Origin of the sequence: Marinicauda sp. Alg238-R41 (assembly GCF_947331485.1) — a bacterium.
Lineage (GTDB): Bacteria > Pseudomonadota > Alphaproteobacteria > Caulobacterales > Maricaulaceae > Marinicauda > Marinicauda pacifica.
The window spans coordinates 1,041,489-1,062,923 of the sequence record NZ_CAMZOJ010000001.1 but is presented as its reverse complement, the minus strand read 5'-3'; the positions used below and the strand labels follow the sequence as shown (position 1 = coordinate 1,062,923).

At 64.7% G+C, this 21,435-nt stretch carries 24 protein-coding genes; 12 read left to right on the top strand and 12 right to left on the bottom strand.

Annotated features, from left to right (window positions below; translation table 11 throughout):
• Positions 1-105: 105 nt before the first annotated feature.
• The 3 genes from PGP17_RS04940 to PGP17_RS04930 are packed head-to-tail and all read left to right on the top strand — an operon-like array spanning position 106 to position 3,054.
• Positions 106-675, top strand: a complete 570-nt coding sequence (locus PGP17_RS04940; protein ID WP_135945171.1) for a shikimate kinase — start codon at positions 106-108, stop codon at positions 673-675.
• Positions 672-1,781 (top strand): 3-dehydroquinate synthase, encoded by a 1,110-nt coding sequence (gene aroB, locus PGP17_RS04935; RefSeq protein ID WP_270374467.1) that lies wholly within the window; start codon positions 672-674, stop codon positions 1,779-1,781. The genes PGP17_RS04940 and aroB overlap by 4 nt, the downstream gene beginning before the upstream one ends.
• Positions 1,771-3,054 (top strand): HlyC/CorC family transporter, encoded by a 1,284-nt coding sequence (locus tag PGP17_RS04930; protein WP_270374466.1) that lies wholly within the window; start codon positions 1,771-1,773, stop codon positions 3,052-3,054. Before aroB ends, PGP17_RS04930 begins: the two co-directional genes overlap by 11 nt.
• Positions 3,055-3,117: 63 nt before the next feature.
• On the opposite strand, the gene PGP17_RS04925 is transcribed toward PGP17_RS04930, so the two are convergent.
• The 3 genes from PGP17_RS04925 to PGP17_RS04915 form a co-directional block, all read right to left on the bottom strand.
• Positions 3,118-4,242 (bottom strand): XRE family transcriptional regulator, encoded by a 1,125-nt coding sequence (locus PGP17_RS04925; RefSeq protein WP_270374465.1) that lies wholly within the window; start codon positions 4,240-4,242, stop codon positions 3,118-3,120.
• Positions 4,202-4,852, bottom strand: coding sequence for a hypothetical protein (locus tag PGP17_RS04920; protein ID WP_270374464.1), 651 nt, complete (start codon positions 4,850-4,852; stop codon positions 4,202-4,204). Before PGP17_RS04920 ends, PGP17_RS04925 begins: the two co-directional genes overlap by 41 nt.
• Positions 4,853-4,963: 111 nt before the next feature.
• Positions 4,964-5,236, bottom strand: coding sequence for a BolA family protein (locus PGP17_RS04915; protein ID WP_270374463.1), 273 nt, complete (start codon positions 5,234-5,236; stop codon positions 4,964-4,966).
• 54 nt (positions 5,237-5,290) lie between these two features.
• Between PGP17_RS04915 and PGP17_RS04910 the strand changes: the two genes are divergently transcribed.
• Both PGP17_RS04910 and cobS read left to right on the top strand, forming a co-directional pair.
• Complete coding sequence (locus PGP17_RS04910) at positions 5,291-5,917, top strand: J domain-containing protein (protein ID WP_270374462.1); 627 nt, start codon at positions 5,291-5,293, stop codon at positions 5,915-5,917.
• 95 nt (positions 5,918-6,012) lie between these two features.
• Positions 6,013-7,002, top strand: coding sequence for a cobaltochelatase subunit CobS (gene cobS, locus PGP17_RS04905; RefSeq protein WP_135945176.1), 990 nt, complete (start codon positions 6,013-6,015; stop codon positions 7,000-7,002).
• 19 nt (positions 7,003-7,021) lie between these two features.
• Here the strand turns inward: cobS and PGP17_RS04900 are convergent, their stop codons facing one another.
• Entirely contained in the window at positions 7,022-7,411 is a 390-nt protein-coding gene (locus PGP17_RS04900; RefSeq protein ID WP_270374461.1) for a type II toxin-antitoxin system VapC family toxin, read from the bottom strand.
• Complete coding sequence (locus PGP17_RS04895) at positions 7,408-7,686, bottom strand: type II toxin-antitoxin system Phd/YefM family antitoxin (RefSeq protein ID WP_270374460.1); 279 nt, start codon at positions 7,684-7,686, stop codon at positions 7,408-7,410. Before PGP17_RS04895 ends, PGP17_RS04900 begins: the two co-directional genes overlap by 4 nt.
• Positions 7,687-7,819: 133 nt before the next feature.
• On the opposite strand from PGP17_RS04895, the gene cobT reads away from it, so the two are divergent.
• The 3 genes from cobT (at position 7,820) to PGP17_RS04880 (ending at position 11,815) form a co-directional block, all read left to right on the top strand.
• Positions 7,820-9,760, top strand: a complete 1,941-nt coding sequence (gene cobT / locus PGP17_RS04890) for a cobaltochelatase subunit CobT (RefSeq protein WP_270374459.1) — start codon at positions 7,820-7,822, stop codon at positions 9,758-9,760.
• Positions 9,761-9,763: 3 nt separating this feature from the next.
• Complete coding sequence (locus tag PGP17_RS04885) at positions 9,764-10,756, top strand: esterase-like activity of phytase family protein (protein ID WP_270374458.1); 993 nt, start codon at positions 9,764-9,766, stop codon at positions 10,754-10,756.
• 87 nt (positions 10,757-10,843) lie between these two features.
• A complete protein-coding gene (locus PGP17_RS04880; protein ID WP_270374457.1) occupies positions 10,844-11,815 on the top strand; it encodes a DMT family transporter in 972 nt (323 codons plus the stop codon).
• Here PGP17_RS04880 and PGP17_RS04875 read toward each other — a convergent pair.
• A complete protein-coding gene (locus tag PGP17_RS04875; protein WP_270374456.1) occupies positions 11,796-12,395 on the bottom strand; it encodes a TetR/AcrR family transcriptional regulator in 600 nt (199 codons plus the stop codon). The two genes, PGP17_RS04880 and PGP17_RS04875, sit on opposite strands and share 20 nt — an antisense overlap.
• 220 nt (positions 12,396-12,615) lie before the next feature.
• Here PGP17_RS04875 and PGP17_RS04870 point away from each other — a divergent pair, with 220 nt between their 5' ends.
• Entirely contained in the window at positions 12,616-12,822 is a 207-nt protein-coding gene (locus tag PGP17_RS04870; RefSeq protein WP_135945183.1) for a twin transmembrane helix small protein, read from the top strand.
• 114 nt (positions 12,823-12,936) lie between these two features.
• Positions 12,937-13,518: a cob(I)yrinic acid a,c-diamide adenosyltransferase gene (locus PGP17_RS04865; RefSeq protein ID WP_270374455.1), complete on the top strand. Its 582-nt coding sequence runs from the start codon at positions 12,937-12,939 to the stop codon at positions 13,516-13,518.
• On the opposite strand, the gene ybgC is transcribed toward PGP17_RS04865, so the two are convergent.
• The 5 genes from ybgC to ruvC form a co-directional block, all read right to left on the bottom strand.
• Positions 13,515-13,967, bottom strand: coding sequence for a tol-pal system-associated acyl-CoA thioesterase (gene ybgC / locus PGP17_RS04860; RefSeq protein WP_270374454.1), 453 nt, complete (start codon positions 13,965-13,967; stop codon positions 13,515-13,517). The two genes, PGP17_RS04865 and ybgC, sit on opposite strands and share 4 nt — an antisense overlap.
• Positions 13,968-13,984: 17 nt before the next feature.
• Positions 13,985-15,238 (bottom strand): SAM-dependent methyltransferase, encoded by a 1,254-nt coding sequence (locus PGP17_RS04855; protein ID WP_270374453.1) that lies wholly within the window; start codon positions 15,236-15,238, stop codon positions 13,985-13,987.
• A 118-nt stretch (positions 15,239-15,356) separates the two neighbouring features.
• Complete coding sequence (gene ruvB, locus PGP17_RS04850; protein ID WP_270374452.1) at positions 15,357-16,394, bottom strand: Holliday junction branch migration DNA helicase RuvB; 1,038 nt, start codon at positions 16,392-16,394, stop codon at positions 15,357-15,359.
• Positions 16,391-17,044 carry a Holliday junction branch migration protein RuvA gene (gene ruvA / locus PGP17_RS04845; RefSeq protein ID WP_270374451.1) on the bottom strand — a complete coding sequence of 218 codons (654 nt, stop codon included), beginning with the start codon at positions 17,042-17,044 and terminating at the stop codon, positions 16,391-16,393. Before ruvA ends, ruvB begins: the two co-directional genes overlap by 4 nt.
• Positions 17,041-17,526, bottom strand: a complete 486-nt coding sequence (ruvC, locus tag PGP17_RS04840; RefSeq protein WP_174235008.1) for a crossover junction endodeoxyribonuclease RuvC — start codon at positions 17,524-17,526, stop codon at positions 17,041-17,043. Before ruvC ends, ruvA begins: the two co-directional genes overlap by 4 nt.
• A gap of 261 nt (positions 17,527-17,787) precedes the next feature.
• On the opposite strand from ruvC, the gene PGP17_RS04835 reads away from it, so the two are divergent.
• Both PGP17_RS04835 and PGP17_RS04830 read left to right on the top strand, forming a co-directional pair.
• Positions 17,788-18,564, top strand: a complete 777-nt coding sequence (locus tag PGP17_RS04835; RefSeq protein WP_270374450.1) for a hypothetical protein — start codon at positions 17,788-17,790, stop codon at positions 18,562-18,564.
• A 46-nt stretch (positions 18,565-18,610) separates the two neighbouring features.
• Positions 18,611-19,324, top strand: coding sequence for a hypothetical protein (locus PGP17_RS04830; protein ID WP_270374449.1), 714 nt, complete (start codon positions 18,611-18,613; stop codon positions 19,322-19,324).
• A gap of 87 nt (positions 19,325-19,411) precedes the next feature.
• Here the strand turns inward: PGP17_RS04830 and tkt are convergent, their stop codons facing one another.
• On the bottom strand, positions 19,412-21,400 hold the full coding sequence (tkt, locus tag PGP17_RS04825; RefSeq protein ID WP_270374448.1) for a transketolase: 1,989 nt from the start codon (positions 21,398-21,400) through the stop codon (positions 19,412-19,414).
• Between the last annotated feature and the right edge of the window lie 35 nt (positions 21,401-21,435).

Genomic DNA, 21,435 nt, shown 5'->3' with positions numbered 1-21,435 from the left:
GCCAGTCTAACCGTTTGAATAAGGCGATTTCCAGACGTGCGCCACTGCCGGAAACCCGCGCGGCGATTGCCGCACCTGCCAGGCTTGCCTATACCATGAGATGACATGTCCTCGATCGATCTTCCCGTACCCGTTCAACGCTTTGACCGCCCGATCGTTCTGGTCGGCCTGATGGGCGTGGGCAAGACCACCGTGGGGCGCCGTCTGGCCCGCCGTCTCGGCTGGCCGTTCCGCGACGCCGACCACGAGATCGAGGCGTCGGCGGGACGCAGCGTCTCCGAGATCTTTGCAGACTTCGGCGAGACCGCCTTTCGCGACGGCGAACGCAAGGTCATTGCGCGTCTGCTGGAAACCGGAGAGCCGATGGTGCTGGCGCTTGGCGGCGGGGCCTTCGTGTCCGAAGAGACCCGCGAGGTGGTCAAGGCGAATGCCCTGTCGGTCTGGCTGCGCGCCGACCTCGACACGCTGATGGAGCGGGTCTCGCGGCGCAATACGCGCCCGCTTCTGAAGACGGAGAACCCGCGAGCGGTGATGGAGCGGCTGATGCAGGAACGCGCCGCCTTCTACAGCGAAGCCGATCTGGCGGTGGATACCGGCGACGGATCGCACGGACGCACGGTTATCGCTATCATCGACGCTCTGGCGCATCATCTGACACAGGAGACGTCCTCTTGAGCGCGAGACAGACGGTCCGCGTCGAACTCGGCGCGCGCAGCTATGACGTCATGGTCGGGGAAGGCGCGCTGGAATCGGCCGCGCTTCACCTGGCCGGGCTGTGTCCGAACGGGCGCGCCTTCCTGATCGCGGACCGCATCGCGCTCGCCCATCACCGCGACCGGCTGATGGCGACGCTGGAGGCCGCGCAGGTCCGGCCCGAAATCCTCGAAATCGAAGGCGGAGAAGGCGCGAAGAACTGGACCCGGCTGCAGCAGGTCACCGAGGCCCTGCTGGAGCACAATATCGAGCGCAACGAACCGGTCATCGCCTTCGGCGGCGGGACGATCGGGGATCTGGCCGGATTTGCTGCGGCCATCGTCAAGCGCGGGACGCGCTTCATCCAGATTCCGACCACCCTGCTGGCCCAGGTCGATTCCAGTGTCGGGGGCAAGACCGGCATCAACACGGCACAGGGCAAGAATCTCGCCGGCGCCTTCCATCAGCCGGCCCTCGTCATCGCCGATACCGGCTTCCTCTTAAGCCTGCCGCGCCGGGAGCTGGCGGCCGGTTACGCGGAAATCGTCAAGGCGGGCCTGATCGGGGACCGCGCCCTGTACGAACGCCTGGAAGAGGCTGGAAGCCAGGCGCTGTCGCTGCCCTACCTGACCGGTTTCATTGCCGCCTCGGTCCAGTTCAAGGCCGATATCGTGGCCGAGGACGAGCGCGAGGCGGGACGGCGCGCGCTGCTCAATCTGGGTCATACCTTCGGCCATGCCTTCGAGGCCGAGGCGGTGCCGGGCACGCTGGTCCATGGCGAGGCGGTGGCGGCCGGCATGGTGCTGGCGCTGCGCTATTCGGAACGTATCGGAACCGCACCGGAGGGGAGCGCGGCGCGCGTGGCCCGTCATCTTCGCGAGGCCGGCCTGCCCACGGGGCCCCGCGCCCTGCCCGGCGGGCCGTATTCGGCCGAACGCCTGGTCGAGCGCATGGACGGCGACAAGAAGAATAGCGGCGGCGCCATCACGCTGATCCTATCGCGCGGGCTGGGCGAAGCGTATATACGCCCCGGCGCGGACCGGGACGACCTGACCGCCTTCCTTCGAGAGGAGCTTCATGACCGTTGAGTTCGAGATGTGGATGGGCTGGGCTGCGCTCGGCGTCCTGATATTGCTCGCCCTGTCCGCCTTCTTTTCCGGGTCGGAAACGGCCCTGACGGCGACCTCGAAGGCGCGCATGCTCACGCTCGACCGCGACAAGAACCGGCGTGCGGGCCGCGTGCTCTACCTGATCGAGGACAAGGAAAGCCTGATCGGGGCGATCCTGCTGGGCAATAACCTGGTCAATATCCTGGCCTCGTCCATCGCTGCGGCGGTCTTTCTGGCCATGTTCGGGGAGGCCGGGGTGCCCATCGCCACGCTGGTGATGACAGCGCTCGTGCTGATCTTCTCCGAGGTCATGCCCAAGACCTATGCGATTTCCAATCCCGACCGGATGGCGCTTGCCGTGAGCCTGCCGATCCGCATCGTCGTGATCGTGTTCTCTCCGGTCGTGGCCGGAGTGCAGACCATCGTGCGCGGCGTGCTGCGCCTGCTGGGTGCCAATGTGGAAGGCCCGGTCCTGTCCGCGCACGAGGAAATCCGCGGTCAGATCGACCTGCACCACGAAGAAGGCGGCGTGGTGAAGGAAGACCGCGACATGCTGGGCGGCGTGCTGGACCTGCGCGAGCTGACGGTCGACGACGTCATGGTTCACCGCAAGTCGCTGATCATGCTGGATATCGAGGACAGCCCGGAAGTCCTGATGCGTGACGCGCTCAACAGTCCCCATACGCGCCTGCCCCTCTATCGCGGCGACAGCGAGAATATCGTCGGCATCCTGCATGCGCGCGATCTGGCACGCGCGCTGTACGAAGCCAATGGCGACGCCAGCAAGGTCGATATCGGGGCGATCAAGCGCGAGCCGTGGTTCATCCCGGAAACGACCGAGCTGCTCGACCAGCTCTCGGCCTTCCGCGAAAAACGCGAGCACTTCGCCCTGGTGGTGGACGAGTATGGCGCGCTGCGCGGCATCATCACGCTGGAAGACATCATTGAAGAAATCGTGGGCGAGATCGAGGACGAGCACGATATCACCATCGAGGGCGTGACCACCCAGCCGGACGGATCGGTGATCGTGGACGGCACGGTGCCGATTCGCGACATCAACCGGGCGCTGGACTGGGATCTGCCCGACGAGGAGGCGGTGACGGTGGCCGGCCTGGTGATCCACGAGGCGCAGACCATTCCCGAGGCCGGTCAGGTCTTCCGGTTTCACGGCGTGCAGTTTGAAATCCTGGAACGCCGCCGCAACCAGATCCAGAAAATGCGCATCCGCGAGGAGCCGGAAATCGAGGTCTAGGGCTTATGAGTCCACGACCTAGGGCTGCGCCTTCTTAGTAAAAAGCCGCGGAACAGGAGCGATCTAGTTGCTCGCGACAACGCGCAATTTAGGGCGAGCAACCGATGGTGAAAAATCAAGGTTATGCATCAAAGAAAACTCATCCGCATTTGTCCTCATTGCATCAGACAACTCTTGAATCGTATATCCCAAATCTTTCAGATGAACGTCCAAAAGGTCAGAGATAAGCTTTGTTTTTTCATGAGGCACATCGAACTCTTCCGGTTCTCTCATTCTATAGCCACACTTACTCATTTGCTTAAATAAAATCGTCGCCTGATCAGGATTTATGAAACCTAGTGATTTTGCACGAAATATTAGCGCCGACATTGCGGTATGCCATTTAAGCTTAAGCTTTCCCAAATATGCTAACGATAACGGGCGTTTTAAATCTGCCGCCACGCCAGATTTTGGCATCAGAAGCTCGGCGGCAAACTCGTTTGCCTCCTTTTCCATCTCCTCATATGGATATGGGTGGAGTACCACATGTCCGAATTCATGAGCCAGGCTGAAACGAATACGGTCTGCAGGTCGATTTCGGTTGAGTAGGATTATCGGCTTTAGCCCAGCAGGACGCAGCGTGAGACCATCGATTGCTGCCGCACCAAAATCCGAAAATACGACAACCACGCCGCACGCTTCAACGTAGCGCACAAGGTTGATGAGCGGACCGTCTCCGGTTTGCCAACCGGCCCGAATACGCCGTGCGGCTTCCGCCGCCGAATCAACAGAATTGGCTTCGCCATCAACGGCGACGCGCGGGTCGGCAACCTCAAATTGAGGTAGCAAGTACTGACTATCTAGATCGACAGCTTGTAGAAGCCGTCGAACCTGAAGGGCATAGTGATTTGCCGACGCAATCGCCGCATCCTGATCCTTAACCGAAACTGCTGATTTTTTTCGGAAAGCCGCTCCATGGACGCTTATCGGACGCCGATATAAGGGCTCTTGCTCGTAGAAGAACCCAATTGGAAACTCGAGTGACACGGCCAGTGCGGATGCGTCCTCGAATGAGAGATCGCTCTTAGTCCCGTTCTCCACGCGCGAGATCTTCGCCTGCGCAACACCGGAAGCATCAGCCAATTCCGATTGTGTCATTCGACGCTTCTTACGCGCCAGAAGAAGCATCTCCCCGTTTAGTTGTTTCATCACGGCGCTCATCCCCTCGTGCAGCGTTCTTCTTCGCCTTCACCTGCGTACTGTTCTCAGGCCCAAGATCAGCCGGTCGCGCGGCAGGCTCGGCACTATGAGAAGCCTCAGGCCTCTGCAGCTTTATCTTTTGCCGATCAACGCTGTCAGCAAACATCAGGAACAGCTCGCCTACCTTCGTTTTTGTTGGGGTCAAGTGGTAAGCTAGAAAGAATAACAGCGCCTTAGGGGCAGCAAGCTCAAACCCAGGCAGCGGCTGACCTTTGTCATCACCTTGGTTGGCGAACTGATGCGCAGATTTGCTTGTTCCGCCCTGCGGGCCCGCAAAGTGCAATTCAATGCTGGCAGACCGTTTCGGATTCGTAGCACCGACCGAACTCACCAGCTTGTAGCATGGCCCCTGAGCGTAACGCTCCAGAGCAAAACCCTTTTCTTCAAGCCCGCTATCCGCCAGCGCGCTAGGTAGCGCAGAGTGAATCGCAGCCCCTACGGCCGTCGGGTCATTGGAATCGAAGTGCGGCACGGCAGCCAAGCTGGCCAGACACCGTTCCAGTTGCTCAACGAGCCTCCACAAAGGAATCTCAAACTCGTCCCGAGCGCATTCCAGCATTTGCCGCCTGTCCACCCGCATACCTCCGCTTTCCCGCTATTTATATGCATAGCACGCGGAGGAAAATGGTGCAAATTTAATTCACTGGCAATTCACTGGTTGAATATCTCACTACTCCCCCGGCACGCTCGCGTTGATGGCCAGAGCGTGGACGCCGTCGGCGATTTCCTCGGTCAGCGCCTTGTTGACGGCGCGGTGGCGCTGGATCCGGGTGAGGTTTTCGAACGCGTCCGCGACGATGGTGACGGTGAAATGCGTTTCGCCCGCCCCGTCCGGATTGCCCGCGTGGCCGGCGTGCAGCGCGCTGTCATCGCTGACATCCAGGTGCCGGGGTGCGAAGGCCCGGGTCAGCGTCTGCTCGATGCGCGCTTTCATCTCTGACATTTCACGTCTCTCTTCATTGCCCGGCAAGGGCTGCGCCCCCATACTCTGGCGGACATGTCACAAGACTACAGATATCGCCCGCGGTTTAAAGACATCCGCATCAAGCCGCCCAAGGATGAACCGCGGGCGCAGGAGCGCGTGTGCGAGTATCCCAAGTGCAACCGCAAGGCCGATAGCCGCGCGCCGAAGGGCCCCAAGCAGCTGCACGAATATTACTGGTTCTGCCAGGGCCATGCGGGCGAGTACAACAAGTCCTGGAATTTCTTCGAGGGCATGAGCGAGTCCGCGGCCAAGTCCTATCAGGAATCGATGTCCTACGGGCACCGGCCGACCTGGAGCTTTGCGCGCGCGGGAAGCACGCGAAAGCAGGCCGAGCGCGCCTCGGTGGACTGGCAGAAAGCCTTCTTCGACCCGCATTCCTTCTTCGGCGACCGCCCGCCTCCGAGCCATGAGAAGGCCAAGGCGCGTCAGGAAGGCCCGCGCCTGGGCCGCCTGCTGGAACGCGCGCTCGACGAGATGGGCCTGGAGTATGGCTGCGACAAGGCCATGGTGCGAAAGCGCTATGCCGAGCTGTTGCGCACCTACCACCCGGACTCCAATGGCGGGGACCGCAGCTATGAAGACCGGCTGCAGAAGGTCGTCGCCGCCTACCAGATCCTGAAAAGCTCCGGCCACGCCTGACGCCCGGCATTTGCGCCGCGCGGCTGGCAAGACGATGCTGCACGCGCTAACTAAGCGGGCAGAGACTTCGAACGCATGGGAATAGTGGATACGCGATGACTGACGACACCCTGACCGCGCTGACCCCCGACACGCTGGCCGACTGCAAGACACTGTTCGGGTTCGATCCGGGCTTCGAGGTGCCGGCCTTCAAAGAGCGCGACAGCCACGTGCCGGCGATCGACGACACCTATGTCTTCGACGAACCGACCACGCGCGCCATTCTGGCCGGCTTCGCCTTCAACCGGCGCGTCATGGTCCAGGGCTATCACGGCACCGGCAAGTCGACCCATATCGAGCAGGTCGCCGCGCGGCTGAACTGGCCGATGATCCGCGTCAATCTGGACAGCCATGTCAGCCGGATTGACATGGTGGGCAAGGACCAGATCGTCGTGCGCGACGGCATGCAGATCACCGAGTTCCAGGAAGGCATCCTGCCCTGGGCGGTGCAGCGCCCGGTCGCGCTCCTGTTCGACGAGTACGATGCGGGCCGCCCGGACGTGATGTTCGTCATCCAGCGCGTGCTGGAAGCCTCGGGTGCGCTGACCCTGCTCGACCAGACGCGCGTGATCCATCCGCACAGCCATTTCCGGCTGTTTGCGACAACCAATACGGTGGGCCTGGGCGACACCACGGGGCTCTATCACGGCACCCAGCAGATCAACCAGGGACAGATGGACCGCTGGTCGATCGTCTCGACGCTGAACTATCTGCCGACCGAGACCGAGCAGGCCATCGTGAGCGCCAAGCTGGGCGCCTTCGCTGCCGGCAAGGAAGGCCAGGCCCGCGTGGCCGACATGGTCAAGGTGGCCGACCTGACGCGCGAGGCCTTCATCAATGGCGATCTGTCCACGGTCATGAGCCCGCGTACCGTGCTGACCTGGGCGGAAAACGCGCAGATCTTCGACGATACCGGCCTCGCCTTCCGCCTGACATTCCTGAACAAATGCGACGAGCTGGAGCGCCCGATCGTGGCCGAATTCTACCAGCGCGTCTTCGGCGAGAGCCTTCCCGAGAGCCGGGTCAAGCCGGGCCAGGCGGCGTAGAGCGATTGGGGGCGGCGGATCACCAGATCCGCTTGACGCCGTAGTCGTCGAAGGCGCGGTCGTTGCTAACGATCGTCAGATCACGCTCCAGGGCCTGCGCTATGATCATGCGGTCGAAGGGGTCGCCGTGATACGCGGGCAGGCGTGCGACGGAGAAACAATCGGCCGGTGTGATCGGGATCAGCTCGAACCCTGCGGGCATGCCCGCACGCTCAAACTCGGTTAGAAGCAGGGTCAGCTCCGGGTCGATGCCCGGGCCGTATTTGCCGACCTTGATCGCGACCTCCCAGAGACTTGCGGCGCTAAATCCGATCACCGTCGCCGTGGAGATGGCGTGCAGGGCGCCGCGGGGCAGCCGGGCGGCCCCGGCCAGCCACCAGACGGCGGTGTGCGTATCGCACAGGATCATTCCTTGAGGTCGTCAACCCAGGCCGGGGCGCCCTCCATCAACTCGACCAACTCCTCGGGCAGTGGGTCAGCCAGAGCATCGAGCGTCTCCTCGCTGAGTTTGATATGCGCCCACGCGCCGGGCGTGTGGCGGGGCCGGGGCGCGCCGGTCTCGGCCGCACTGAGACGGGCCACCGTCTTGTTGCCGCGGCGGATGATGATCTCTTCGCCCGCTTCCACCTCGCGCAGGAGGCGGGAGAGGTGCGTCTTGGCTTCGTGCACGGTTACGGTTTTCATCGCAGACCACCATATGGAGCAGGAACGCGGAGGCAAACTTAGTCAAGTTGACTAAGTAGCATATCCCCTGCCCCGCCGCCAGTTTTCACATTGCGGGTTCGCAAGACGCCTGAGCGAGGCTATCTCTCTTTTCATGACCGATAAAAGCGACACAGAGACCTTCCAGCGCGCCCTGAGCGCGGCCACGCGCGCCATGTCCCGCGATCGCGAGCTGGAAGTGCGCTTTGGCGGCGACCGGTCGGGCCTGGTCAACGGGCGTGCGGTTCTGCCCTCCGTGCCCGAGGCGCTGGACGAGAAGAGCGCGGCCAAGTTGCGCGGCAAGGCGGATTCCATCGCTTTGCGCCTGGCCCTGCACGATGGCGAGGACCATGCCGCGGCCCTGCCCCCCGGCGCCAAGGGCCGGCAGATCTTCGAAGCCGCCGAGCAGGCAAGGTGTGAAGGACTTGGCGCGCGCGCTATGCGCGGCGTTGCCGAGAATCTGGACGCGTCGCTGACCGAGACCTGCACGCGCGAAGGCTGGCATATCGCCGAGGACCGGCAGAGCGCGCCGCTGGCCGATGCGCTGTCGATGCTGGTGCGCGAACGTATTTCCGGACGCCCGGCGCCCGAAGCGGCCAAGGGGCTGATGAAGGTCTGGCGCGAGGACCTCGAAGAGGCGGCCGGTGACGCGCTCGACGCGCTGGCCGAAAACGCCGGCGATCAGAAGCAGTTTGCCCGCGCCCTGCGTCAGGTGATCCGCGATCTCGACCTGTCCGAAGAGCTCGGAGAGGAATCCGAGGAGGACGAGGACCAGCCTGAAGACGACGATTCCGGGGTCGAGCAGGAGCCTCAGTCCGGCGAGGACGAAGGCGATAACGAGCCCGATACCGGCGAGGACGACACGCCGGAAGATGCGCGCGGCTCGGCGGCCGACACCGAGGACATCTCCTTTGCCGAGGAGAGCCAGACCAAGGTCGATGCCAACGAGGAGCAAAGCGAGTCGGTCCAGGCCGCCCGGCCCAACTGGGTCAATCCGACCGGCGAGGATCCGAACGCCTACAAGGTCTTCACCACCCAGTATGACGAGACCATCACCGCCACCGATCTGTGCGACACCGAGGAGCTGTCGCGCCTGCGCCGCAATCTGGACCAGCACCTGAAAGGCCTGGAAAGCGCCGTCGGGCGGCTTGCCAACCGGCTGCAGCGCCGCCTCATGGCCAAGCAGCAGCGCGCCTGGAGTTTCGACCTGGAGGAAGGCGTGCTCGATCCGGCCCGCCTGCCGCGCGTCATCATGGACCCGATGCTGCCCCTCTCCTTCAAGCAGGAGAAGGATACCGAGTTCCGCGATACGATCGTCACCTTGCTGATCGACAATTCCGGCTCGATGCGGGGCCGGCCCATCCTCGTGGCCGCGGCGTGCGCGGATATCATGGCGCGCACGCTGGAGCGTGTCGGCGTGAAGACCGAGATTCTCGGTTTCACGACGCGGGCCTGGAAGGGCGGCCGCTCCAAGGAGCGCTGGCTGGAAGCAGGCAAGCCGCCCAATCCGGGCCGGCTCAACGATCTGCGCCACATCATCTACAAAGGCGCCGATGCGCCGTGGCGCCGGTCGCGCAACAATCTCGGGCTTATGCTGCGCGATGGTCTCCTCAAGGAGAACATCGACGGCGAAGCGTTGCTGTGGGCCCATAAGCGCCTGCTGGCCCGTCCCGAGCAGCGCCGGATCATGATGGTGATCTCCGACGGGGCGCCGGTCGACGATGGCACCCAGTCGGCCAACTCCCCCGCCTATCTTGAAAAGCATTTGCGCGAGGTCATCGAACAGATCGAGACCCGCTCCGAGGTCGAGCTTCTCGCCATCGGAATCGGGCACGATGTCACACGCTATTATCGAAAGGCGGTTACACTGCTGGACGTGGAGCAGCTGGCCGGCGCGATGACCGATCAGCTCGCTGCATTGTTCGAGGACGGTCCACGCGGGCGCCGGGCGCGCCGCGCACAGGCCGATCCGCGCAAGCCGGCGCGGCCTGCCCCGGGCGGCGCGGACAGGCTGTCGGCGCTGAAACGGGCCGTCAGTGCAGATTTGAAGAGGTAGCCGATGAAACGCCTGATCCTGACCCTCGCCGCCGTCCTTCTCGCCTCAGGCTGCAATCAGGATCCCGGGCCCCTCACGGTTTCCACGGATAGCGTCCCGCTTTTCCCCGACGATCCCGGCCGGCGCAATCTGGACCAGCTGACCTATCAGGGCGGGATCGAGATCAGCTCCGAAACACCCGGCTTTGGCGGGTGGTCGGCCATCGAGATCAGTCCGGACGGCGAGCGTCTGCTGGCCATCTCCGATGGCGGCGCCTGGCTGACCGCCACGCTCGAATACGACCGGAACGGACATCTGGACGGGCTGAGCCACCCGCGCATGGCCCCGCTGCGCGATGCGCGCGGCGAGCCGCTCGAAGGCCCGGCCGGAGACGCGGAAGGCCTCGCGCCCCTGGGCGGCGGGCGCTACGCGGTCAGCTTCGAGCGCGACCACCGGATCCAGGTTTACGATATCGGCGAGGACTGGAGCGGCATCGACGCGGCCCTGCCTGAGCCCTACACCGCCCCGCCCGGCCTGAATCGCCTGCGCGACAATGGCGGGATCGAGGCGCTGGCGCCGGCCGAAAACGGCTTGTGGGCCGGCATCGAGCATCCTGCCGTCGACGGGCAACCGCATACGATCTGGCATCTGGGCGACGGCGACGCCGTCCCACACAGCATGCACCTGAGCGACGGGTTCGGCCTGACCGCGCTGGCGCGCGCAGCACCGGGCGAACTGATCGCCGTGGAGCGGTACTGGTCGAGAAGCACCGGCAACCGGATTCGCCTGACCCGGATCGCCGATTCCGCGCTGGAGGCCAGCGCCGCCGGGGGACCGGGCCTGGGACCGGACCTGCTCGGCGAGCTCGATACGAGCATGACCGTGGACAATTTCGAAGGCGCGGCCATCGCCGAGGTAAACGGCGAGCCGCATCTCTTCCTGATTTCGGACGATAATTTTAATGCCGAGCAGCGCACTTTGCTGCTGAGCTTCTCTTTGCGTTCCGGCGACGGCTAGGCGATTTCAAGACGAGGATTGCACCCGGTTCGTCCCGGTGCCAGAAGGACTTAACTGCAGGCATCCCGGTCAGCAGAGGTCCGCCCCATGTCGCCCGATCATCAGACACAAGATGTCCCGACGTCTCTGGAAACGCCAGCCGCTGGCGCGGGGCAATCCGGCGACGCGCGCTCCCTTGTGACCGGAACGGTCGTCCTGGCCATTGCCGCGTCGCTGCTGGGCTTCGCGCCCATCCTGGTCAAACTGTCCGATCTCGGTCCGCAGCCCATCGCCTTCTGGCGCCTGGCGCTGGCCCTGCCCGCTTTCGCGGTGTGGCTGGCGCTGGCCAATCTGCGCCCGGTCCGCGCGGCGGCGGGCCGGCCGAACTATGTCGCGCTGGGACTGGCCGGTCTGTTCTTCGCCGGCGACCTGGCCTTCTGGCATGCCGGCATCAAGCTGACCACGGCGGCCAATGCCGCCCTTCTGTCCAACCTGACCCCGGTCATCGTCGCGATTGCTGCCTGGGTGCTGTTCGGTGAGCGCATTTCGCTGCGCCTGGCCCTGGCCGGGCTGGTCGCCATGGCCGGGGCGGTCCTGCTGGCCGCTGCCAATATCCGCATTGCGCCCGAACGCCTTGTCGGCGACCTGCTCTCGGCCATCACGGCGCTGTGGTATGCGAGCTATCTTCTATCTGTCCAGCGAGCCCGCCGGACGACATCGACCGTGCTGGTGATGATCGTCTCGACAGCGCTGGCCGCAATCATCTCGCTCGCGGTCACGCTGGTTCTGGGCGACACGCTCTTCCCGGCCACGCTGGCCGGCTGGCTGCCGCTGATCGGACTGGGGATCGTGGTCCATGCCGGCGGACAGGGCGGCGTAGCCTTCGGCCTCGGCCGGGTGCCCGCGGCGCTGGCTGCCCTGATCCTGCTGATCCAGCCGATCGTGGCGGCCATCGCGGGCTGGATCATCTTCGGCGAAATTCTGGTGTTCAGCCAATGGATCGGCGCCGGCCTGGTTCTGGCCGGGGTCTACAGCGCCCAGCGCATACGGACGGCGAAGGTCAGGCGAGGCAGCCCTTGAGCAGAACGTTGACGCGGCGGCGCAGCAGCGCCCCGGCCCCGCTCATGTCGATTTCCTCACGCCGGATCCGGCGGAATGCACCGAGATAGACCTCCTGGAGGGCGGCGCAGACTTCGTGCACATCGCTGTCGGCGGCCAGTTCGCCTGCTTCCTTGCCCTGCTCCAGAATGCGAACGACCGGAGCCCACGCCAGATTCATCTGCTCGAAGGTCTCTTCATAGACCGGATCACTCCACAGCCAGGAATGGCCGATCGCGGCGGAGAAGAGCTCGCTGTGCTGGCTTTGCGCCTCGAGCATCGCCTGCAAAAGGGCCACGAGCCGATCGGGCACATCGCCGGAGAGCGCTTGCTCCAACCGGTCGAGCGTGTCGCGAATCGTCTCGTATTCTTCCTGGAGTATCTGGATGAGAAGCGCAGCCTTGGACGGCGCAGCATTGAGAACGGTACCTGGAGAGACGCTGGCTTCGTCGGCGATGAGCTTGATGGTGGCGCCGTCGTAACCGCGCTGCAGGAAGACCTCGCGCGCGGCTTCGATCACCGTCGCCTTCGTGGCTTCGCGCCGCATGTCTCGCCGCGTCATGCGTTTCACTCTCGGATCGCTCATCGATTCCCGTACCCGTTTCCTCGCGACTGTGTCTGAATTACACAGGCCTGCTGAAAGTTCCCGAAACTTCAGCTTTCAATTCCATACGCGCTTAAGTGCCCGCCTCCAATGCCACTAATTTCGATAGCTCGCATCAAAAAAATCTATCTGATAAGGAAGATTGCCTGCCTGAGTCTCCCACCCTAGATGGACCTCCATGATACAGATCGTCGATTGGCTACTCTATGTCGGGTTGGGGCTGGTTTTCCTGATCCTGTGTGCCGGCATCTTTGCCCTGTTCAAAGGCGGCCAGTTCGGCCGCACATGGTCGAACCGGCTGATGCGCGCGCGCGTGCTGGTTCAGTTTGTCGCTATCCTGCTCATTCTTGCGGGCTTCTGGCTTCGCGGAGCCCTCGCCGGATAGCAGTATTTGCTCAAAGCCCTTAACGAGAGCTGACAGTAAAGTGTGTCGCCCGGCCTGGCAACAGGGTTAACAATAGACAACTCTATTTAGCCTCCCGCAAATGAAGGGCTCGACATGGTGCGCCTGACGAGAATCTACACCAAGACCGGCGATGCCGGACGGACCCGGCTTGGCGACATGAGCGAGGCGGACAAGCACGATCCGCGCGTCGAAGCCTATGGCACGGTCGACGAGGCCAATGCCTCGATCGGGCTCGCGATCTGCCCCCTGGCCGGGGATGACGCACTCCGCCCCATACTGCTCAAGGTTCAGAACGAGCTGTTCGACCTGGGCGCCGACCTGTGCGTCCCCGACCGCGGCCAGACGCTGGAGTGGGAGCCGCTGCGCATACTGGACAGCCAGGTCGAGGCGATGGAGCGCGATATCGACACGCTCAACGCCCGGCTGGAGCCGCTCGACAGCTTCATCCTGCCCGGTGGAAGCGAGGCCTCCGCCCGCCTCCATGCGGCGCGCACGGTCACCCGGCGCGCCGAACGCCGCGTGGTGGCCCTGGCCTCGACGGGCGAACCGGTCAATCCAGCGGTCATCCGCTATCTCAACCGCCTGTCCGATCTGCTCTTTGTCGCAGCGCGCATCGCCAACAAGGACGGGCGGGACGATGTGAAATGGGTCCCGGGCCAGAGCCGCGGCGGCTAGAGCGGCCGCGCCAGCCTGGCAAAGGCATCGCGTACTGCGGCAGGCAGGCGGCGCGGGCGGCCGTCCGCGTCGATGCAGGCCGCTTCGACCTCGGCCGTGACGAGCACCTCGCCGTCTCTCAGAATGCGCTGGGCCAACGTCATCCGGGCCCCGCGCGCGCCCATGAAGCGCGTTTCCACGCCGAGCGCATCGTCGATGCGGGCCGGAACGAGATATTCCACCTGGATCTTGCGCACGGCGAAACCCAGACGCGGCTCGGCCTGCCACAGATCGTTGTGGCTGACCCCGGCGGTGCGAAGCGCATCGGTGCGCCCACGCTCCAGGAATTTCAGATAATTGGCGTAATAGACGACCCCGGTGAAGTCGGTGTCTTCGTAATAGACCCGCACAGGCAGCAGGTGGATGCCGCCGGTCCAGCGTCCGGCTTCGGGGGTTTGCATATCGCTCATGACGACGCCGCGTAGCGCTATTCGGCCGGCTGCTCCACCCTGGCCTTGCTCATCGTCTGGTCGAGCGGGTGCGCGTTCTCGAAATTGTGGATGTAATCGCGCGTCAGCGGGACGGCAGCGTGCGTCTTGGCGAGCTGGACCTGGAACACCATCATGTCGCCCTCGCGGAAGCTTGTTTCCGAACCGGCAAGATAGAAATTCCACATGCGGCAGAACCGCTCGTCATAGAGCTCGGCGACCTCGTCCCAGTGCGCCAGGAAGCGTTCGCGCCAGTGGCGCAGCGTCTCGGCATAGTGGACGCGCAGCACCTCCAAGTCGGTCACGATCAGCCCGGCCTTCTCGATCACCGGCAGCACTTCGGACAGGGCCGGGACGTAACCGCCGGGGAAGATGTATTTGGCCAGCCACGGATTGGTGAATCCGGGCGGGCTCGACCGGCCGATGGAGTGGATGACGGCGACACCGTCCTCCCTGAGGAGCCGGGCGACCTTGGCGAAATATTCTTCATAGTGGCCCACCCCGACATGCTCGAACATGCCGACCGAGACGATGCGGTCATACTGCTCCTCCACATCGCGGTAGTCGCGCAGATGAAAGCGCGCCTGACGGTCGAGCTTCTCGCGCCGGGCCCATTCGCTGGCCCAGGCGTGCTGTTCCTGGGACAGCGTCACACCGTCCACGCGCTGCGCACCCAGACGCACGAGATGCATAGCCAGGCTGCCCCAGCCACAGCCAATATCAAGGATGCGCGCATTCGGCTCCAGTCTCAACTTGGCGGCGAGATGGCGGGCCTTGGCCGCCTGGGCCTCTTCCAGAGTGTCGACGCCTTCGGGGAAATACGCACAGGAGTAGAAGCGGTCGCGATCGAGGAAGCGCTGATAGAGTTCACTCGACAGATCGTAGTGGTGGGCCACGTTGTCGCGCGCCTTGCCGATCGGGTTGTGCTGGGCAATGCGCCGCGTGACGAAGCGCCAGCGATTGGTCAGATCATGCAGAACAGACCCGTCGAGATGTTTCATGTTGGAAATCAGCAGGCGGAGCACATCGATGATGTCGCAGCCCTCCGGCTCCACCGAACCGTCCATATAGCATTCGCCCAGCGCCAGCTGCGGGTTGAAGGCGACGCGGCGTTCGGCTTTCGCGGTATGGAAGCGGAGCCCCGCCTCGGGACCCTCGCGCTCGCCCTTGACCACATGGGTTCGGCCCCGCGCATCGATCAGTGTCAACCGGCCTTCACGGATTACCTGACGGGCAAGTCTGGCCAAAAGCATGGGCGCGCTCCTCCTGATGTCCGAAGGAGCAACGCGGGGATGGCGGCATTGGTTCGGGTTGGCCCGCGCGCTCCGGCTTACAAGGCGAAGTCTAGCATAGCCCAGGTTGCAGCGCGATTCACTTCGGGCCGGAAAAAAGGTCTTCCGCCACGCTGCGCGGCGGCTCCAGCCCGAGATGGGACCAGGCGCGCGGGGCGGCGATACGTCCGCGCGGCGTACGCTGGATGAAGCCCTGCTGGATCAGGAAGGGCTCGACCACCTCCTCCAGCGCGTCCCGCGCTTCGGCGCAGGCGGCCGCCAGCGTCTCAACCCCGGCCGGCCCGCCGGCAAAGCCCTCGATCAGGACGCGCAGATAGCGCCGGTCCAGGCTGTCGAGCCCGACCTCGTCGACCTCGAGCCGGCGCAGCGCGGCATCGGCCGCCTTGCGGTCGATGAGGGCCGTACCGTCGGACTCGGCAAAATCACGCACCCGGCGGAGCAGGCGCCCGGCCACGCGCGGCGTACCGCGCGCGCGGCGCGCAATCTCGCGCGCACCCTCCTCGTTCATCGCCGCGCCCAGTTTTTTCGCGCCACGCGTCACGATGCTGGCGAGCTCGGCCTCATCGTAGAATTCCAGGCGCACCGGCACGCCGAACCGGTCGCGCAAGGGCGTTGCCAGAAGACCGGCCCGCGTGGTGGCCCCGACCAGGGTGAAGGGCGGAAGGTCGATGCGGACCGTGCGCGCGCTCGGCCCCTCCCCAATCACGAGATCGAGGCAGAAATCCTCCATCGCCGGATAGAGGATTTCCTCCACATTGGGCAGGAGGCGGTGAATCTCGTCGATGAAGAGCACGTCGCGCTCTTCCAGATTGGTCAGGATGGCCGCGAGATCGCCGGCCTTGGCAATCACCGGGCCGGATGTGGCGCGGAAATTCACGCCGAGTTCGCGCGCGACGATCTGGGCCAGCGTCGTCTTGCCGAGCCCGGGCGGGCCCGACAGGAGCACGTGATCCAGCGCCTCGCCACGGGCCGCGGCGGCGGCCACGAAGACTTTCAGATTCGCGATCGCGGCCGGCTGGCCGACAAACTCGTCGAAGGACAGAGGGCGCAAGGCCTTGTCGCGCCCGTCCCCGGCCGAAGGCTCGGGGGAGACGATGCGGTCGGTTTCCTCACTCACCGGGCCAGCTCCTTCAGCGCGGTTCGGATCAGGGCGGCTTCATCGGCGTCCGCGCCAAGCGCGCGCGACGCGCTAGCCGCCGCCTGGCGGGCCTGACTTTCAGGGTAACCCAGATTGATCAGCGCCGAGATCGCGCCTTCGCGCGCCGCGTTCGGCGTGGAAGCCGGTTCGGCGGGCGCACCTGGGCTGGCGGTTGCGTCCTTCTGTCCTAGCGCAGCCGACAGCGACTGTCCGGCCAGGCGGCGCCCGGCAGGGGGCGCCTTGTCCTTCAGTTCGGCGACGATGCGTTGCGCCAGCTTGGGGCCCACCCCCTTGGCGCGCGCAAAGGTCGAGGCGTCCCCCAGCGCCGCGGCGCTTTCAAGATCGCCGGGCTCGATCGCATCGAGCATGGCCAGGGCGTGCTTGGCGCCGACCCCCTGGACCGATTGAAGCCGGACGAACCAGGCGCGCTCGCTGTCGGCCAGGAAGCCGTAAAGCCGGAAAATGTCTTCGCGCACATAGGTCTCGATGTGCAGCACGGTCCGCGTGCCCGGTTCCAGCCTGGCCAGCGTGCGAATCCCGGCCGTCACCAGATAGCCCACGCCGCCGACGTCGAGGACGAGTTCGTCATCCCCGATCGCGTCCACCATTCCGGTCAGTTTTCCGATCATCGGGCGAGCCTTGTCATGCTGGTGCGGTGATTGGCGTGGCAGATCGCGATGGCCAGCGCATCGGCGGCGTCGGCCTCGGCCTTCGTGCCGGGCAGGAGAATGGCAATCATGGCGGCGATCTGCCCCTTGTCCGCCGCGCCGGTCCCGACCACCGCCTTCTTGATCAGACGCGGGGCATATTCGGCCACGGACAGGCCGGCCCGGGCCGGCGCGAGAATGGCTGCTGCCCGCGCCTGTCCAAGTTTCAGCGCCGATCCCGGATTGACGTGGACGAACTGGTCTTCCACCGCCGCCTCGCCCGGCGCGTACTCGGCGATCAAGGCCTCGATCGCGTCGTGGATGAAGCACAGGCGTTGCGACATGGCGGCGCGGGGCGGCGCCTTGATGACACCCCAGCCGACCGCGGAGACGCGCGACCCCGTCTGGTCGATAACGCCCCATCCCGTCGCGTTCAGGCCGGGATCGATACCCAGAATGCGAATCGCCGTGCTCATGGAGGCGAACATAGCCTGAACCTGGCGCCAGTGCGCCCCCTGTCTGGCCGCAGGACTGCGAAGTTCTCAGTCCCGCCCGGCCTTCCCGGCGTTGATACAGGCCCTACTCCGGGGCCCGCCCCGCACGCAGGAGTCGAGCGAAGCCGAAACCTTTCCCGCTCCGACCGCATTTAGCTAGTCGAGACACTTGAAATGCGGAAGGCCGCTACCGGCCGGCCGTTGTCCCTCTCGCAATGAAAGGACACCTCCATGATGCGCACCCAGATTCTCACCACCACCGCCATATCCGCCCTCCTGCTGGGAGCTTGCGGCGACCAGGACGGTGCCGGTTATGAGGAGGTCCAACCGGGCGACCAGGCGGCGACGGAGAGCTTGACCGATACGCAAGCCGAGAGCCCGACGGACATCGAAATCGATCCGGCCGAATCCGGCACGCAGCAGCAGGACGCTGATGGCACGATGGCCGGCGAAACTGCGGCCACGGATACCGGAGCCGATATCGGCATTGGATCGGACCCGGGAACGGCCACCCAGACGACGGATGTCGAGGTCCAGACGAGCATAAGCGGATTCTACGGATCCGCGCTGCTGCTCGATTTCACCCAGGGCGTCGGTGTGCCGCCGGCCGCTGTGCCCGACACCCTGCATTGGCAAGCAGACAACAACGCCGCCGTGCTGTCCGGTGAACCGGCAGAGGCGCCGACATCCAATGCCATGACCGACGGGGTCGCCTTCGAAGTGCCGCGCGAGACCGCCTCCTCCCTGGCGGGCAGGACGGTGGAAGTGGCCATCATCGCAAGCGCAGACACCATGACCGAATTCGACGTGGCCTACAGTACGAATGACGGCGCGGACTCAGGGTGGCGCAGCTTCGAGGCGAGCGAGATCCCGCAAACCTTCACCTTCGAATACAACGTGCCGAACGGCGAACTGGAGAGCGCTCACTATATCGGGCTGCTTCCCGCCGGAGACGGCCCGGTCATGATCCATGCCATCGCGGTGCGGGCTTACGGCGCAGCGCAATAGAGCGATCGAGAAACAAGCTGCCTTCCTGGCGGCGAAAGGACACAGAATGATGCGCACCCAGATTCTTACCACGACCGCTATGTCAGCCCTGCTGCTGGCCGCATGCGGCGAACAGAATGGCGCCGGCTACGAGGAGCTCGAGCCCGGCGACCAGACCGAAACCGAGACCCTGACCCAGGATGACGCCACGACCGGCAATCCACGCATGGAGGACGAGTCCGGTATGGAAACCGGGCCGGGCGGCATGGACGGCGACGCCGCAACCATGAACGCCGGAATGGACGCCGAAGGCGGTGCGAATATCAGCCGCTTCTACGACGCGCCCTTCCTGCTGGACTATACCCAGGACCGCGGCGCGCAGCCGATCGAGCTACCCGATGGCTTGAGCTGGGAAGCGGGCGACGAGTCCTACATTCTTTCGGGTGAATTGCCGGGAGAACCTGACTCCAGCGGCATGACGGGCGGCGCAGCGTTCGAGATCCCGACCAACCAGGCCGCCAGCTTTGCCGGCCAGAGTGTCGAGGTCGTGGTGGTTGCCAGCGCCGAGAGCGCGGCCGGCTTCAACGTCGCCTACAGCACCAACGAAGGACAGGATTCCGGCTGGCACAGCTTTGAAGCCGGCCAGGAGCCTGAAGTCTTCATGTTCGAATACTCCGTCCCGGCAAACGAAACCGGCAGCGGCGACTATATCGGAGTGGTTCCCACGGGCGGCGAGGCGGTGAATATCCACGCTATCGCCGTGCGACACGCCAACGGCTAGCGGCACAGCAATTGCCGATCAGAACAGAGGCGCTTTCATCGACTGCGGGTCGGGAAAGCGCCTCTTTCGTATCGTCTGGACAACCGATCAGACGCGCTTGAGCGCTTCGTCGACGACGGCCTCGGCCGTAATGTTGAAGTGCTCGTAAAGCGCCTCGGCCGGCGCGGACGCGCCGAATCCGGCCATGCCCACGAAGCCGCCATCCGGCCCGATGAGGCCATCCCAGCCCCAGCGGACCGCCGCCTCGACCGCGACCTTGGGCAGATCGGCGGGTACGACGCTCTCGCGATATTTCCTGTCCTGGCGCAGGAAACGCTCCAGGCAAGGCATGGACACGACGCGCGCCTTCACGCCCTTGCCCGCAAGCGTTTCGTACGCCTCAAGCGCAAGGCCGACCTCCGAACCGGTGGCGATCAGAACAAGCTGCGCCTCGCCCTCTTCCGGCTCGCGCAGGACATAGCCGCCGCGTGCACTGAGATTTTCCGAGGCATCATCCTGGCGCGCATGAACCAGCTTCTGACGCGACAGCGCCAGCGTCGTCGGCCCGTCGGTACGCTCCAGCGCGCAGGCCCAGGCCTCGGCGGTTTCGACCGCATCGCAGGGGCGGAAGGTTTCCACGTTGGGCATGGCGCGAAGCGCGGACAGATGCTCGACCGGCTGGTGGGTTGGGCCGTCTTCGCCCAGACCGATGGAATCGTGGGTAAAGACGTAGACGACCGGCTGGTTCATCAGCCCCGACAGGCGGATTGCCGGACGGCAATAATCGGAGAAGATCAGGAACGTGCCGCCATAGGGCCGGATGCCGCCATGAAGGCTCATACCGTTCATCGCGGCCGCCATGCCGTGCTCGCGGATGCCGTAATGGATATAGCTCCCCGAGAAGTCCTCGGCCGAAACCGGCGTCTGGGATTTCGCCTTGGTCAGGTTCGACCCGGTCAGGTCGGCCGATCCGCCGACGAGGCCGGGATAGGCCTCGCAGATGGCGGCAATCGTGTTGCCGGAGGCGGCCCGGCTGGCGAGGACCGGTTTTTCCTCCGCCATCTGGCGGGCATACGCCTCCAGCGCGTCGCGCGCGGAGTCCGGCAGCTTGCCGGAGATCTGCGCGTTGAACGCCTCGCGTTCGTCGGAGACCTGCAGCCGGTCGCGCCATTCGGAGCGCATCTCGGCGGAGGCCTGGCACATCGTGCGCCAGTTCGTCGTGACCTCCTCGGGAATCTCGAACGGCTCGTGGCTCCAGCCAATCGCCTCGCGCGTTGCGGCAATCTCGTCATCGCCCAGCGGAGCGCCGTGGGTGGCGGCCGTGCCCTGCTTGTTCGGCGAGCCCGAGCCGATGACGGTACGGCAGGCAATCAGGACCGGCTTGTCGCTGACCTTGGCCTTGATAATGGCCTCGTCCACCGCATTCATGTCATGTCCGTCCACGGCGATCGTGGTCCAGCCGGCAGCCTCGAACCGGGCACGATGATCGACCGAATCGGCGAGCCCGGTAGAGCCATCGATGGAGATCTCGTTGTCGTCCCAGAACACGACGAGCTTGGACAGCTTCAGGTGACCGGCCAGCGATATGGCCTCGTGGCTGATGCCTTCCTGCAAATCGCCGTCCGATGCGATGACCCAGGTGCGGTGATCGACCAGCGTGTCGCCATAGCGCGCATTCAGGAGACGTTCGGCCAGCGCCATGCCGACGGCGGTCGAAATGCCCTGCCCCAGAGGACCGGTCGTGGTTTCAACGCCCGGGCAGTGGCCGTATTCGGGATGGCCCGCCGTCTTGGAGTCCATCTGACGGAAATTCTTCAGGTCCTCGATCGTGACCTCTTTCACGCCCGCCAGGTGCAGCAGGGAATAGATCAGCATCGAGCCATGGCCCGCCGACAGGACGAAGCGGTCGCGATCGGGCCAGGTCACGTCGGCCGGGTCGAATTTGAGATGGCGCGACCACAGCACCGTGGCGACATCGGCCATGCCCATCGGCATGCCGGGGTGACCGGAATTGGCGCGTTGAACCGCGTCCATGGACAGGGCGCGGATCGCATTGGCCATCGGCTTGAGAGTGGCGAGGTCGAGCTTGGAGGTCATGTCGGGTTTTCCTGGGCGGCAGGGCGCGAACAGCC